The sequence below is a fragment of the Streptomyces sp. Tu 2975 genome, from assembly GCF_009832925.1.
Lineage (GTDB): Bacteria > Actinomycetota > Actinomycetes > Streptomycetales > Streptomycetaceae > Streptomyces.
The window spans coordinates 5,919,595-5,933,990 of the sequence record NZ_CP047140.1 but is presented as its reverse complement, the minus strand read 5'-3'; the positions used below and the strand labels follow the sequence as shown (position 1 = coordinate 5,933,990).

Here is a 14,396-nt window from a genome sequence, read left to right as displayed (position 1 = left end):
CTACTTGTCCAGGAGTACGTCGGCGTCGAAACAGGTGCGGGCCCCGGTGTGACAGGCGGCGCCGACCTGGTCGACCTTGACGAGCACGGTGTCGGCGTCGCAGTCGAGGGCCACCGACCTGACGTGCTGGAAGTGACCGGAGGTGTCGCCCTTGACCCAGTACTCCCGGCGGCTGCGGGACCAGTAGGTGCAGCGGCCGGTGGTCAGGGTGCGGTGCAGGGCCTCGTCGTCCATCCACCCGAGCATCAGCACCTCACCGGTGTCGTACTGCTGGGCGATGGCGGGAATCAGGCCGTCCGGGCTCCGCTTGAGCCGGGCGGCGATGGCCGGGTCGAGGCTGCTTTCGGGGACACTGCTGGTCATACGGGCCATTGTGCCGTGTCGAACCCGGCCACCGGCGGTGAGTCCACTGGGCGGACCGGGTGCCCCCGCCGTACGCTGGCGGGCATGTCGACCCATGCCAAGCGTGAACGACTCCTGTTCGCAGACCTGTTGGAGGCGTCCGGACCGGACGCGCCGACCCTGTGCGACGGCTGGCTCACCAGGGACCTCGCGGCTCATGTGGTGATGCGCGAGCGGAGGCCCGACGCGGCGGGCGGGATACTGCTCAGCGCCCTCAAGGAGCGGGCGGACCGGATCCAGGCCGAGTTCGCCGCCAAGCCGTACGAGGAACTGGTGCACCTGATCCGTACGGGGCCGCCGCGGATGTCCGTGTACGGGATCAAGCAGATCGACGAGGCCGCGAACACGGTGGAGTTCTTCGTGCACGCGGAGGACGTACGCCGGGCGCAGCCGGAGTGGACCCCGCGCGAGCTGGACCGTGTCTTCGAGAACGCGTTGTGGTCGCGGCTGGAGAAGGCGGCCAGGCTGCTCGGCCGGAAGTCCCCCGTCGGTCTGGTACTGCGCAGGTCGAACGGTCAGACGGTGGTGGCCCACAAGGGCACTCCGGTGGTGACGGTGACCGGCGAGGCGGGTGAGCTGACCCTGTTCGCGTTCGGCCGGCAGAACGCCGCGCAGGTGGAAATGGACGGGGACAAGGAGGCGATCACCCGGCTGAGCGGGGCCGCACTCGGGTTCTAGTGCGGCCCCGCTCCCGTGCCGTCAGCGGCGCCGGGCCCACTCGGCGTACGCGTCCTGCGGTTCAGGGGCCACGGCCGGGGGCACGGCCGGGGCCGTGGGACGCCGCCGGAGGAGTCCCGAGCCGGCCAGCGCCAACAGGAAGCCGGCCGGGATGGTGACCAGCCCCGGTGTGTGGAGAGGGAACCAGTGGAAGTCCCGGTCGGGGAAGAGCGAGATCGGTGTCCCCGACGCCGCCGGTGACCAGGCCATCAGCACGGCGACCAGCGGCAGCGTCCCGTACACCGCCCAGCGCACCCCGCCCGCCGTGAAATGCCGGCGGAAGATCGCGAACAGCAGCACGGGCGGCAGTACGGACGCGGCCCCGGCGAACGCGAACGAGAGCAGCACCTGCGGATTCCGTCCGACCGTCTGCGTGGCGACGAACACGGCGAGAGCTCCGACGACGGCGACCGCCCAGCGCGCCAGGCGCACCTCCCCGGCCATCGAGCGGCGTCCCCGGCCGCCCACGCCCGTCGGCCCGGCGAGGTCACGCGTGAAGGCCGACGCGGCGGCGAGCGTGATGCCGGCGACCGTGGACAGGGTGGTGATGAACACGGCGCAGGCGACCACGGCGAACAGCAGGCTGTGCCGGGGACCGCCGGACTCGGGGTCGAGTGCGGTGGTGACCATGAGCAGTGCCGAGTTGCCTCCCGGGTCGGCGGCGACGATGTTCTTGTGGCCGACGAGGGCGGCAGCGCCGAGGCCGATGACGACGACGCCGGTGCACAGCAGGGCGACCGGCCCGACGGCCCAGGCGGCGGCGCGGCGGGCGCTGCGCGTGCCGCGCAAGGGGTGCAGGCGCATCGTGATGTGAGGCATGCAGGCGGCGCCGAGGACGAGCGTGAGCAGGAAGCCGGTGAGATCGAGCCAGCCGGCGAAGCCGCGCCCGAACTGCAGGCCCGGCAGGGCGTACGAGCCGCCCCGGCTGCCCTGCCGGGCGGCGTCGAAGAGCGAGAAGGGCGACCAGCCGAAGCGGCCCAGGACGATGCCGGCGAGCAGCACGACCACGGCGACGACGACGACCGTCTTGAGGATCTGGATGTAGCCGGTGCCGCGCATCCCGCCGAAGGCCGAGTAACAGATCATCAGGGCGCCGCTGGCGACGGTGCATCCGGTGAGGGCGCCGGACGGGAGGCCGAACATGGACGTCATGATCTTGCCGGCGACGGCGAGCTGGACCACGAGCAGCGGGAACAGGACGACCATCGCCGCGATTCCGAGGGGCACGCGAACGGAGCGGTCGGCGAGGCGCTCGGAGAGGAAGTCGCCGAGCGTGTAGATCCCGCCGCCGCGCAGCGGCTTCGCCAGCACCAGCATCACCAGGACCAACGAGGCGACGGTCGCCATGGCGAAGAGGATGCCGTCCGCCCCGACGAGGGCGACGGAGCCGGTGGTACTGAGCAGGGTCGCGGCGGAGACGTAGTCCCCGGCGACGGCGAGCCCTCCGCCGACCGGGCCGAGCGTGGCACCGCCGGCGTAGAAGTGCTCCGGGTCGTCCTGGTCGGCGGCGGCCAGGCCGCACAGCAGAAGCGAGACCGTGACGAACGCGAGGAAGACGACGAGGGCGAGGGAACGGCCCTCGAACCCGGCACTCGACGCGACGGGCCCGACCAGGTGGATATCAGATGACATGCCGGGTACATCACCAGGCATCCGGTACCGCGTACAGCGGCCGGTCCGGCATCGGTGCCCGCGCACAGGCACGGGCACCTCGGGGTGTGCGGCGTCACACCCCGGCTGCCCTCAACTCTCCAGCAGCCGGCGGGCGGTGAGGGCGAGGGAGACCTCGACGACGTCGGACGGCCGGGACAGTGAGCGGCCGGTGAGTTGTTCGAAGCGGCGGAGCCGGTTGAGAACGGTGTTGCGGTGGCAGTACAGCCGCGTCGCCGCGCGCTGCGCGGAGCCCTCGGCGTCGAGCCATGCCGTGAGAGTGTCGACGAGCAGGTCCCGGTCGGCGGGCTCGATCGCGTACAGCGGCCCCAGGACGCGTTCGGCGAGCGCCCTGCCGAGGCCCGGGGAGGAGACGACGACCGCGGCCGGCAGGTGGTCGTCGAGGAGGACGACACCCCCGGTGCGAGGGCAGGCGCGCAGCGCGGTGCCGGCGAGTCTTCGCCCCTTGCCGAGTGCGGCGAGACCGGTGACGGCGGAGCCGATCCCCACGCGGACGCCGGGGGCGGCGCTCAGCCCGGCGGCGACGGTGGCGGGGTCGGCCGGCCCCTGGGGTGCGGCGCCGTCGCTCTCGTGGGGGCCGACCTCGTCGCCGCCGTCCTCGTCGCAGCGGCGTGGACCGGACGCCGGGCCGTCCATCAGGTGCACGATCCCCAGCTCGGCCTCCGGGGTGGAGTGCCACACCACGGGAGTCCCGGGCGGCAGGGTGACCAGCGGGCCTGGCGCGTGCGGATGGGAGGAGGCGGCCGCGATCACGACGAAGCGGCCGTCCTCCGGCAGTTCGAGCATCGCCGACGCGTCGGGCAGGTCGGTGATCCTGGCCGTGCCGTCGAGCAGCGCCGCCGTCATCAGCCGCAGGCGGTTCTCGCGCCGCCACGCCATCCGGCGTTCGGCCTGGCGGTAGGCCTCTGTGACGAGGGCGCAGTGCTCGTCGACGAAGTTCCAGACGTCCGCGGCGACATGGACGAGCAGCCGTATGTCCTCCGGGTGGCGGCGCGCGGTCTCGTCCACCAGGCCCTGCCACACCATTGCCCCGCCGAGCCGGAACGCGTGCAGGACGGCGTCGAGCGGCACGCTCTGCTCGGCCCGCGCGGCGCCGATGGAGCGCGAGGTGCGCCGGGCGATGTCCCGGCTCTCGCGGGGGCGGATCAGGGAGGCGATGTTGTGGCGCAGCGACTGGTACACCTCCTGCCACACCTCGGTCGCGTCGGCTTCGATCGCCGCCCGGTAGGCGGGTTCCTGCTCGCGCAGCTCGCTGACGAGGGTGGTGGTCAGGCCGGCCACGTCGTCCAGCAGTACCTGGGCGGCGCGGTGCAGTACGGCGATCGCCTCGGCGTCCAGCAGGGAGCGGGAGCGGGGCAGAACGGCGTGGGGCGTGGGAACCGCCCTGACGCGCGAACGTACGAGATTCGACATGGGCGGCCTCCACCAGGAGTCGGCTCGCTCCGGCGCGAGGCGTGGGACACGACCGCACCGGATCTACCTGACGCTCGCAGAATGGCATACCGCCCAGTCGGTACCCAGGGGTTTGCGGCATAGTTCTCATCACGGTCCAGCAACGTGGGTGGCCGGTCTCAGGCGCCGGAGCGCTCCAGCAGACGTGCCAATTCGGTCCTCGAGCGCACTCCCAGCAGCGCAAACACGTTCCGCAGATGGTGATCGACGGTCCTCGTGCTGACCGACAGCCGCAGGGCCACCTCCCTGTTGGTCGCACCTTCCGCGACATGGTGGGCGATGCGCCGCTGCTGCGGCGTGAGCCGGTCCAGCGGTCCGCTCCCGGAGTCGCCGGCCACCGCCTCGCCGGCTGCCCGCAGCTCTCCTCCGGCGCGTTCGGCCCAGCCGCGTGCTCCGCAGCGCTCGAACGCGACGAGCGCGTCCCGCAGCGGGCCGCGTGCCTCCCGAGTCCTGCGCCGGCGGCGCAGCCACTGCCCGTAGAGCAGCAGGGTGCGGGCCCGCTCGAAGTCCCCGCCGGCCCGCTCGTGGTGGGCGAGCGCCTCCTCGTAGCAGGCGGCGGCCTCCTCCGGCGGGGCGACGAGCGCCCGGCAGCGGGCGAGCTGTGCGGGCGCGAGCGGGTCGGCGGTGCTCGCCGCCCACGCCGCGAACTCCTCCACGGCGACGGCCGTTCCTTCGGTGCGTCCCGCGAGGACGGCCGCCTCCACGAAGCACGGCACGGCGAGCATCATGACCGCGAAGTGGCCGCGCCGCGGGCCGGGTACGACGAGGGGCCCCAGCCGCGCGGCGGCCTCGGCGCACCGGCCCGCCGCCAGGTCCGTCCGGGCCACCGCCCATACGGCGAGGCTCGCGGCCTGGGCCAGTCCGTGCGCCGCGGCGGTCGAGCCGGCGGCGGCGGCGTGCTCGGCGCAGGCCTCGGCGTCGCCTTCCAGGGACGCGGTCAGGGCGAGTACGGCGTGCAGGTGGGCGGCGCTGTTGCGGCGGCCGAGCTCGCGGGCGGCACGCAGGCCCTCGAGGGCGTGCACCCTGGCCCGGGCGTGCCGGCCCGCGCGGAGTTCGCCGTAGGCGAGGTGCTCCAGTGCCGGGGGCAGCAGCACCCGGGGCCCGTGGACCCGTACGGCGGCCAGCGCCCTGGCGCCCGCCCCGCAGGCGGCCTCCACATCGCCGACGACGAGCGCTGCGGCGGCCGACCGCAGCAGTACGGCCGGGTCTTCGGCGCGTCCGGACGCCTCGACGCATTCCCGCAGCAGGGCGTGGCCGGCCCGGATCCGTCCCGCGAACACGGCCCGCATGCCCGCGACATACCTGCCGAGCGCCTCGCGGCCGTCCCGCTCAGGGTCCTCCGAGGCGGACCGGGGGGCACGGGCCGGGTCCGGGACGCCGGCCACCGCAGCCGGGACCCGGGCGAGCGCGTCCGCGTAGCCGTGCGGGTCGCCCATGGCCCAGGCGGCGTCCGCGGCGGAGAGCAGGGCGGCGGTCGAGCGGTCGGCGTCGTCGGCGGCCAGGAGCGCGGCCGCGGCGAGCAGGGACTCGTGGGCGTCGGCCACCGGGCCGTCGCACAGGGCGATCAGCCCGCGTACGTGGTGGGCCCGGCCGGAAGCGGGTACGGCACGGACCCGGGCCAGCAGCGCGCGGGCCCGGCCGGGCTCGCCGTCCAGCCAGGCGTGTTCGGCCGCGGCCGATAACCGTATGCCGCGCAGGATCTCGTCGGCCGTGAGTTCCGCGGCCCGCGCGAGAGCCGTGGCGCGGTCGGTGTGCGGCCGGGGCGCGGTTGCCGCTCCCGCCAGCGCGTCGGCGAGGAACGGGTCGTATCCGCCTGCCGCGCAGGCGCGTTGGACCAGTCGCGGCAAGGTGAGGTGCGGCCCGTCGAGGGCGGCGGCCAGCAGTCGGTGCGCGGTCCGCCGGCGTGGCAGCGGCGCGCGGCGCAGTACGGCGGTGCGCAGCAGCGGGTGGGTGAAGCGGACCCGCGTGCCGTCGCTGTGGAGTGCACCCGCCCGCTCGGCGGGCAGCAGGCGGTCGGGGTCGACGCCGGCCAGCCGGGCCGCGCGCAGCAGCAGCGCCGCGTCGGCGCCGGCGCCTTCCGGTTCGTGTTCCTCCGCCGCCGCGGCGAGGAGCAGCAGGAGCCGGGTGTCCGGGGCAGTGCCTCGGTGCGGGCGGCGTACGCGTCCAGGATGCGCTCCGCGCCGGGCAGGGGGTGCGGCAGCGGGGCGTGGCCGGCGAGCTGGTCGGGGGTGAGTCTCGCGGTGATCGCGGTCAGCAGCCCCGGGTTGCCCGCTGCCTCCCGGCGCAGCTCGTCCCGTACGACGGGGTCGGCCCGGCCTTCCGTCAGCCGGTCGATCAGCGCGTCGGTAGCCGTGTCGTCGAGCGGTCCGAGCCGCAGGCGCGGCAGTCCCGTGAAGGCGTCACCGCCGCCCGGATCGTCGGTCGCGGTGAGCAGTACGGCGGCGCGGTCGCGCGGGGCGAGGCGGCGGGCGGCGAAGCCGAGCGCGATGCGCGAGTCACGGTCCCAGGCGTGGGCGTCGTCGACGCAGAGCAGCAGCGGGCCGTGGGATCCCAGGGTCCTGAGCAGCTCCAGCAGGGCGGTGGGCGCTGTTCCCGCGCGGGTCACGTCGTCGGCCGGTCCGGGCAGGGGTCCGGGCGCCGAACAGAGCAGGGCATGGAGTCCGCTGTACGGCAGCAGGGCTTCGGCGGGGCGGCACGCGTGTGGAGCACCGTCCCCTCGCGCCGGGTGCCGACGGCGTGCCGTGCGAGGGCGCTGCGGCCGAGGCCGGGCGGCCCGGTGATCACGAGGGTGCTGCCGCGGCCTTCGCGCAGACGGCCCGACAGCTCGTCGAGGAGGGCGAGTTCACCGCTTCGGCCGTACAGCCGAAGGGGACTGTGCACGGTCGTCGATGGATTCACGCCCGGCAACTTACTCCCGCGTAACTACCCTCCGGAAGGGTCCGGTCCGGGCTTCGCGGCCCTGGCCCGCCGTGCTGGGCACGGTCCCATCGTGAGCCGCCCCGGACTGTGCGCCCGCACAGCACGTTGCCGGTGGCGGTCGTCCGCCACCGGCAACGTCATGCCGTCCGGATGGAGCCGCTCCGGGAGGGGAGCCGCTCCGGACGGGTCAGGAGGTGTGCGGGCAGTTGCCCCGGTACTCCTCGATGGTCAGGCCGGGCCGCGGCAGCGGGCAGAGGAACTGCTCGTACCGGGTGTCGTTGTCGATGAATCGCTTCAGCCACGAAATGCTGTACTTCGCGATCGTGGTGTTGCTGCTGTTCGGGGTGAAGTGGTTGGCGTTGTTGAGCTCCAGGTACGCCTTGTCGAGCGACGACGGCAGCGACTGGTAGAACGGCTCCGAGTGCGAGGAGACGGAGGCGACGGTGTCACCGTCGGCGCCGATCACCATGGTGGGGGTGCGCAGTTCGGGCCAGGTCTTGTCCGTGTTCCAGCCGGTCAGCGGGATCGCCGCCTGCAGCGAGGGACGGGTCTTGGCGGCCTCGAGCGTGCCACCGCCGCCCATGGAGTGGCCCATGACCCCGAGCCGGGAGCTGTCGATCCGGCCGCGGACCGAGCTGCGCTGGGTCAGGTGGTCGAGCGCGGCGAGGAGTTGGTCGCCCCGGCTGCCGGGCTGGTCGTAGATGCTGTTGGTGTCGATGGTGAAGACGACGAAGCCCTGGGAGGCGAGCCGGGGGCCGAGCCACGCGATGGACGACTCGTAGGCGGTGAAGCCGGGCGAGATGGCGACGGCCCCGAACGTGCCGTCCGCGGTGGACGTCGGGTAGTAGATGGTGCCACCGCCGAAGCCCGTGACGGCCAGCGAGGAGACGGACGTCTCGGAGACCGAGTACGGGCCGCGCGAGGCCTCGATGGAGGAGACGGTCGGAGCGGGCCCGCGCTCGTACGGGTTGTCGGCGGCCTGGGCCTGCGTGCCGGGCAGCAGGGTGGCGCACAGGGCGGCCGCCGCGGCGGCCGCCGCGCCCAGCAGGGAACGGCGGCGGGTGCGGCTCGTGGGGGTGAGGTGCACGAGGAGGGTCCTCTCGGGTCGAGGCGGTTACGCGCCGCAGGACCTGACCCGTCGTCACCAGGAGTCCGCCGTGCCGGTCGCGTACCGCCGTGTTGATGGCGGTACCACCGTCGGGGCCCGGACCCCGGTACGGCATCGGCAAGTTCACCGGCCTCCTCGCGGACCGGCGTCCGCCGGGGCGGGCCGCCCGGCACCGGCCCGGCACACAGCAGAAGGGGCCGGCAGGACGCGATGTCCTGCCGGCCCCTTCGGGCGGCGTGTCAGCGGACCTGGTGGCCCGCCTCGCGCAGCGAGTCCTTCACCTGCGAGATCCGCAGATCGCCGAAGTGGAACACGGACGCGGCGAGCACCGCGTCCGCGCCCGCGTCGATCGCCGGCGGGAAGTCGGCGAGCCGGCCCGCTCCGCCGGAGGCGATCACCGGGACCGTGACGTGCTTCCGCACGGCGGCGATCATCTCGGTGTCGTAGCCGTCCTTGGTGCCGTCGGCGTCCATGGAGTTGAGCAGGATCTCTCCGGCTCCCAACTCGGCGGCCCGGTGCGCCCATTCGACGGCGTCGATGCCGGTGCCCTTGCGGCCGCCGTGCGTCGTCACCTCGAACGTACCGTCCACGGTGCGCCGGGCGTCGACGGAGAGCACCAGCACCTGGCGGCCGAACCGCTCGGCGATCTCGCGGATCAGCTCCGGCCGCGCGATCGCCGCGGTGTTGACGCCGACCTTGTCGGCGCCTGCCCGCAGCAGCTTGTCGACGTCCTCCGCGCTGCGCACGCCGCCGCCCACGGTGAGCGGGATGAACACCTGCTCCGCGGTGCGGCGCACCACGTCGTAGGTGGTCTCCCGGTTGCCGGAAGAGGCGGTGATGTCGAGGAAGGTCAGCTCGTCGGCGCCCTCGGCGTCGTACAGCTTCGCCATCTCGACGGGGTCGCCCGCGTCGCGCAGGTTCTGGAAGTTGACGCCTTTGACCACCCGGCCGTTGTCGACGTCCAGGCAGGGGATCACCCGTACCGCGAGGGTCATGCGGCACCTCCATCGGTTCCGGTCGGCCGGTACGCCTCGACCTCGACCTCGACGACCAGCGAGGGGTCGACGAAGCCGGAGACCACGAGCATCGACGCGGCCGGCCGGACCTCGCCGAAGATCTCCTTGTGGGCGCGCCCGATGTCGTCCACGTCGCGGGCGTGCGTGATGTACATCCGGGTGCGTACGACGTCACCGGCGCCGAGCCCGAGCTGCTTCAGCGCGTCGATCGCCACGCCGAACGCGGTGACCGTCTGCTCGTAGGGGCTGCCCGCGGCGATCTCGCCCCCGATGACCGACGTGCAGCCGGAGACCAGGACGAGGCCGTTCGGCAGCTCGACGGCACGGGAGTAGCCGAAGGCCTCTTCCCAGGGGCCGCCGGAGCCGACCCGGCGCACCGGTCCGGAGCCGGAAAGGGGACCTGCGGTCATGCGGACACCGCCGCGAGGGCCTCTTCCAGGGTGAAGGCCTTGGCGTACAGCGCCTTGCCGACGATGGCGCCCTCGACGCCCTCGGGGACCAGCGAGGCGATGGCACGCAGGTCGTCGAGCGAGGAGACGCCGCCGGAGGCGACGACAGGCTTGTCGGTCGCGGCGCAGACGTTCTTCAGCAGCTCCAGGTTGGGGCCCTGCAGGGTGCCGTCCTTGGCGATGTCGGTGACGACGTAACGGGCGCAGCCCTCGGAGTCGAGGCGGGCGAGGGTCTCGTAGAGGTCGCCGCCGTCGCGGGTCCAGCCACGGCCGCGCAGCGTCGTGCCGCGGACGTCCAGACCGACGGCGATCTTGTCGCCGTGCTCGGCGATGACCTTGGCGACCCACTCGGGGGTCTCCAGCGCCGCGGTGCCCAGGTTGACGCGACGGCAGCCGGTGGCGAGAGCGGCCTCGAGGGAAGCGTCGTCGCGGATGCCACCGGACAGCTCGACCTTGATGTCCATGGCTCCGGCGACCTCGGCGATCAGCGCCCGGTTGTCGCCGGTGCCGAAGGCGGCGTCGAGGTCGACGAGGTGGAGCCACTCGGCGCCGGCACGCTGCCAGGTGAGGGCCGCCTCGAGGGGGGAGCCGTACGACGTCTCGGTGCCGGACTCGCCATGGACGAGACGGACGGCCTGGCCGTCGCGGACGTCGACTGCGGGAAGGAGTTCAAGCTTCGGCATCAGAGGGTCTCGATCCAGTTGGTCAGCAGCTGGGCGCCGGCGTCGCCGGACTTCTCGGGGTGGAACTGGGTGGCCCACAGGGCGCCGTTCTCGACGGCGGCGACGAAGGGCTCACCGTGCGTGGCCCAGGTGACCTGGGGCGCGCGGATGGCCGGGTTGGTGACCTCCAGCTCCCACTCGCGCACCGCGTAGGAGTGCACGAAGTAGAAGCGGGCGTCGTCGTCCACGCCGGCGAAGAGCTTGCTGTCGGCGGGCGCCTCGACGGTGTTCCAGCCCATGTGGGGCACGACCGGCGCCTTCAGCGGGCCGACGGTGCCGGGCCACTCGTCGAGGCCCTCGGTCTCCACGCCGTGCTCGATCCCGCGGGCGAACAGGATCTGCATACCGACGCAGATGCCCATGACGGGGCGTCCGCCGGAGAGCCGGCGGTCGATGATCCATTCGCCGCGGGCCTGCTTGAGGCCGTCCATGCAGGCGGAGAAGGCGCCGACGCCGGGGACGAGCAGTCCGTCGGCGTTCATCGCCTTGTCGTAGTCGCGGGTGATCTCGACGTCGGCCCCGACCCGGGCGAGCGCGCGCTCCGCGGAGCGGACGTTGCCGAACCCGTAGTCGAGGACGACGACCTTCTTCTGTGGCGTCGCTGTGGTCATTCCCAGATCCCCTGAATCCGCATGACGCCCGCGATCAGGCACATCGCGGACGCTCCGGCGAGCAGCACGACGGTGCCCTTGGGCATCTTCTGCTTGGAGAACGAGTACGCACCGCCGGCGAGGAACAGCCCGACGACGATGAGGATGGTCGAGAGGCCGGTCACAGGGCGCCCTTCGTCGACGGAAGGATGCCGGCCGCGCGGGGGTCACGCTCCGAGGCGTACCGCAGGGCGCGGGCGAGTGCCTTGAACTGGCACTCCACGATGTGGTGGGCATTGCGCCCGTACGGGACGTGGATGTGCAGCGCGATCTGCGCCTGTGCGACGAAGGACTCGAAGATGTGCCGGGTCATCGTCGTGTCGTACGTGCCGATCATCGGCGCCATGTTCTCGGGCTCGGTGTGCACCAGGTACGGGCGGCCCGACAGGTCCACGGTGACCTGGGCGAGCGACTCGTCCAGCGGCACGGTGCAGTTGCCGAAGCGGTAGATGCCGACCTTGTCACCGAGGGCCTGCTTGAAGGCGGCGCCCAGCGCGAGGGCGGTGTCCTCGATGGTGTGGTGGGTGTCGATGTGCAGGTCGCCGTCGGTCTTGACGGTGAGGTCGAACAGACCGTGCCGGCCGAGCTGGTCGAGCATGTGGTCGTAGAAGCCGACGCCGGTGGCGACGTCGACCTTGCCGGTGCCGTCGAGGTTGATCTCGACGACGACCGAGGTCTCCTTGGTGGTGCGCTCGACCCGTCCTACGCGGCCGCTCATCAGTGCTGCTCCTTCTTCAGTGCGCGAACCGCATCGAGGAACGCGTCGTTCTCTTCGGGCGTGCCCGCGGTGACCCGCAGCAGTCCCGGTACGCCGTTGTCGCGGACCAGTACGCCCCGGTCGAGGATCCGCTGCCACGCCTTGTGCGCGCCGTCCTCGCCGTCGAACCGGCCGAACTGCACGAAGTTGGCGTCGGAGTCGGTGACCTCGTAGCCGATGGCGCGCAGTTCCGTGACCAGCCGGTCCCGCTCGGTCTTCAGCTGCTCGACGTACCCGAGCAGCGTATCGGTGTGCTCCAGCGCGGCCAGGGCGGTGGCCTGTGTGACGGCGGACAGGTGGTACGGCAGGCGCACCAGCTGGACGGCGTCGACCACGGCGGGGTGGGCGGCCAGATATCCGAGGCGCAGTCCGGCGGCGCCGAAGGCCTTGGACATCGTGCGGGAGATCACCAGGTTCGTGCGGCCCTTGATGAGCGACAACAGCGACGGCCGGTGGCTGAATTCCACGTACGCCTCGTCGACGACGACCAGCGACGGCTTCGCCGCCTGTGCCGCCTCGTACAGCTCCACGACCGTCGCGGCGTCGACCGCGGTGCCCGTGGGGTTGTTGGGCGAGGTGATGAAAACGACGTCCGGGCGGTGCTCGGCGACGGCCGCGGTGGCGGCGGCGGTCTCGATGGTGAAGTCGTCACTGCGCGGGCCGGAGATCCAGCCGGTGCCGGTGCCGCGGGAGATCAGGCCGTGCATCGAGTACGACGGCTCGAAGCCCATGGCGATCCGGCCGGGGCCGGCGAAGGCCTGGAGCAGCTGCTGGATGACCTCGTTGGAGCCGTTGGCCGCCCAGACGTTCTCCCGGGCGACCGCGTGGCCGGTCGTACGGGTGAGGTAGCGGGCCAGCTCGGTGCGCAGTTCGACCGCGTCCCTGTCGGGATAGCGGTTGAGCTGCCTGGCCGCGTCGCGCACCCGCTCCGCGATGCGCTCGACGAGCGGCTCCGGCAGCGGGTACGGGTTCTCGTTGGTGTTCAGCCGGACGGGGACGTCGAGCTGGGGAGCGCCGTAGGGGGACTTGCCGCGCAGCTCGTCCCGGATGGGGAGTTCGTCCCAGGGGGAGACGGGGGTGCTGCCGATGTCGGTCACTGGCCCGGCACCTTCCAGTCGAAGCGGGCCTTGAGGGCGGCGCCGTGCGCGGGCAGGTCCTCGGCCTCGGCGAGCGTCACCACGTGGTGGGTGACCTCCGCGAGGGCGTCCCTGGTGTAGTCCACGATGTGGATGCCGCGCAGGAAGGACTGCACGGACAGGCCGGAGGAGTGGCAGGCACAGCCACCGGTCGGCAGGACGTGGTTGGACCCCGCCGCGTAGTCGCCCAGGGACACCGGGGCCCACGGGCCGACGAAGACGGCGCCCGCGTTGCGGACCCGGGCGGCGAGGGCTGCGGCGTCGGCGGTCTGGATCTCCAGGTGCTCGGCGCCGTAGGCGTTGACGACCTCGAGGCCGTCCGCGATGCCGGAGACGAGCACGATCGCGGACTGCCTACCGCTGAGCGCGGGCACGATCCGGTCCTCGACGTGCTTGGTCGCGGCGATCTGCGGCTCCAGCTCGCGCTCGACCGCTGCCGCCAGCTCCTCCGAGTCCGTCACCAGCACGGCGGCGGCCAGCGGGTCGTGCTCGGCCTGGCTGATCAGGTCGGCTGCGACGTGCACGGGGTCGGCGGTCGCGTCGGCGAGGACGGCGATCTCGGTCGGGCCGGCCTCCGCGTCGATGCCGATCCGGCCGGTGAAGTAGCGCTTCGCGGCGGCGACCCAGATGTTGCCCGGGCCGGTGACCATGTTCGCGGGCGCGCAGGACTCGGTGCCGTAGGCGAACATCGCGACGGCGGTGGCGCCGCCGGCCGCGTACACCTCGTCGACGCCGAGGAGGGCGCAGGCCGCGAGGATCGTGGGGTGCGGGAGGCCGCCGAACTCCTTCTGTCCGGGAGAGGCCAGCGCGAGGGACGCGACGCCCGCCTCCTGCGCCGGCACCACGTTCATGATCACGGAGGAGGGGTAGACGGACCGGCCGCCGGGGGCGTACAGGCCGACCCGGTCGACCGGCACCCACTTCTCGGTGACGGTGCCGCCGGGCACGACCTGCGTGGTGTGCTCACTGCGGCGCTGGGCACGGTGGACGATCCTGGCCCGGCGGACGGACTCCTCCAGGGCGGCCCTGACGGCGGGGTCGAGCTCCTCCAGCGCGCGCTTCAGCGCCGCGGCCGGCACCCGTACCTGGTCCAGCCGCACACCGTCGAACTTCTCCGCGTACTCGATCAGTGCCGCGTCGCCGCGATGATGCACGTCCTCGCAGATCGGCCGCACCTTCTCCAGGGCGGCCGCAACGTCGAAGTCGGCACGGGGCAGCAGGTCGCGCAGAGCGCCACCCTCGGGGAGGGCGTCGCCGCGCAGATCGATTCGAGAGATCACGGAACCAATTCTCTCAGACCCGATCCAACGCTTGTTTCCCGTATCAGTGGCTGATACAGGCCCCACAAGTTGACCATCACCACTAGCGTTCAGGCCGTCACTCAGCGGGAAGAACAG

13 protein-coding genes and 1 pseudogene are annotated in these 14,396 nt (G+C 72.8%); 1 reads left to right on the top strand and 13 read right to left on the bottom strand.

Going from position 1 to position 14,396, the window contains the following annotated elements; translation table 11 throughout:
- Positions 1–372, bottom strand: coding sequence for a phosphoribosyl-AMP cyclohydrolase (hisI, locus tag GLX30_RS26330; RefSeq protein ID WP_159692961.1), 372 nt, complete (start codon positions 370–372; stop codon positions 1–3).
- 75 nt (positions 373–447) lie between these two features.
- On the opposite strand from hisI, the gene GLX30_RS26325 reads away from it, so the two are divergent.
- On the top strand, positions 448–1,080 hold the full coding sequence (locus tag GLX30_RS26325) for a TIGR03085 family metal-binding protein (protein ID WP_159692959.1): 633 nt from the start codon (positions 448–450) through the stop codon (positions 1,078–1,080).
- 21 nt (positions 1,081–1,101) lie between these two features.
- Here GLX30_RS26325 and GLX30_RS26320 read toward each other — a convergent pair whose 3' ends face one another.
- The 12 genes and pseudogenes from GLX30_RS26320 to hisD form a co-directional block, all read right to left on the bottom strand.
- On the bottom strand, positions 1,102–2,751 hold the full coding sequence (locus GLX30_RS26320; protein WP_159692957.1) for a cation acetate symporter: 1,650 nt from the start codon (positions 2,749–2,751) through the stop codon (positions 1,102–1,104).
- 111 nt (positions 2,752–2,862) lie between these two features.
- On the bottom strand, positions 2,863–4,203 hold the full coding sequence (locus GLX30_RS26315) for a PucR family transcriptional regulator (RefSeq protein WP_159692955.1): 1,341 nt from the start codon (positions 4,201–4,203) through the stop codon (positions 2,863–2,865).
- A 158-nt stretch (positions 4,204–4,361) separates the two neighbouring features.
- Positions 4,362–7,122, bottom strand: a pseudogene (locus GLX30_RS34440) (AAA family ATPase).
- A 226-nt stretch (positions 7,123–7,348) separates the two neighbouring features.
- Entirely contained in the window at positions 7,349–8,248 is a 900-nt protein-coding gene (locus GLX30_RS26295; protein WP_159692949.1) for an alpha/beta hydrolase, read from the bottom strand.
- A 260-nt stretch (positions 8,249–8,508) separates the two neighbouring features.
- Entirely contained in the window at positions 8,509–9,264 is a 756-nt protein-coding gene (hisF, locus tag GLX30_RS26290; protein ID WP_159692947.1) for an imidazole glycerol phosphate synthase subunit HisF, read from the bottom strand.
- Positions 9,261–9,695: a RidA family protein gene (locus tag GLX30_RS26285; RefSeq protein ID WP_159692945.1), complete on the bottom strand. Its 435-nt coding sequence runs from the start codon at positions 9,693–9,695 to the stop codon at positions 9,261–9,263. Before GLX30_RS26285 ends, hisF begins: the two co-directional genes overlap by 4 nt.
- Positions 9,692–10,417 carry a bifunctional 1-(5-phosphoribosyl)-5-((5-phosphoribosylamino)methylideneamino)imidazole-4-carboxamide isomerase/phosphoribosylanthranilate isomerase PriA gene (gene priA, locus GLX30_RS26280; protein ID WP_005318757.1) on the bottom strand — a complete coding sequence of 242 codons (726 nt, stop codon included), beginning with the start codon at positions 10,415–10,417 and terminating at the stop codon, positions 9,692–9,694. The genes GLX30_RS26285 and priA overlap by 4 nt, the downstream gene beginning before the upstream one ends.
- The gene (hisH, locus tag GLX30_RS26275; protein ID WP_159692942.1) at positions 10,417–11,067 is read right to left on the bottom strand and encodes an imidazole glycerol phosphate synthase subunit HisH; all 651 of its coding nucleotides are present in this window, start codon (positions 11,065–11,067) and stop codon (positions 10,417–10,419) included. Before hisH ends, priA begins: the two co-directional genes overlap by 1 nt.
- Positions 11,064–11,231: a hypothetical protein gene (locus GLX30_RS34435; RefSeq protein WP_167306871.1), complete on the bottom strand. Its 168-nt coding sequence runs from the start codon at positions 11,229–11,231 to the stop codon at positions 11,064–11,066. The genes hisH and GLX30_RS34435 overlap by 4 nt, the downstream gene beginning before the upstream one ends.
- On the bottom strand, positions 11,228–11,824 hold the full coding sequence (gene hisB, locus GLX30_RS26270) for an imidazoleglycerol-phosphate dehydratase HisB (protein ID WP_005318751.1): 597 nt from the start codon (positions 11,822–11,824) through the stop codon (positions 11,228–11,230). Before hisB ends, GLX30_RS34435 begins: the two co-directional genes overlap by 4 nt.
- Positions 11,824–12,960 (bottom strand): histidinol-phosphate transaminase, encoded by a 1,137-nt coding sequence (locus GLX30_RS26265; RefSeq protein ID WP_159692940.1) that lies wholly within the window; start codon positions 12,958–12,960, stop codon positions 11,824–11,826. The genes hisB and GLX30_RS26265 overlap by 1 nt, the downstream gene beginning before the upstream one ends.
- Positions 12,957–14,279, bottom strand: coding sequence for a histidinol dehydrogenase (gene hisD / locus GLX30_RS26260; protein WP_159692938.1), 1,323 nt, complete (start codon positions 14,277–14,279; stop codon positions 12,957–12,959). The genes GLX30_RS26265 and hisD overlap by 4 nt, the downstream gene beginning before the upstream one ends.
- Positions 14,280–14,396 lie beyond the last annotated feature (117 nt).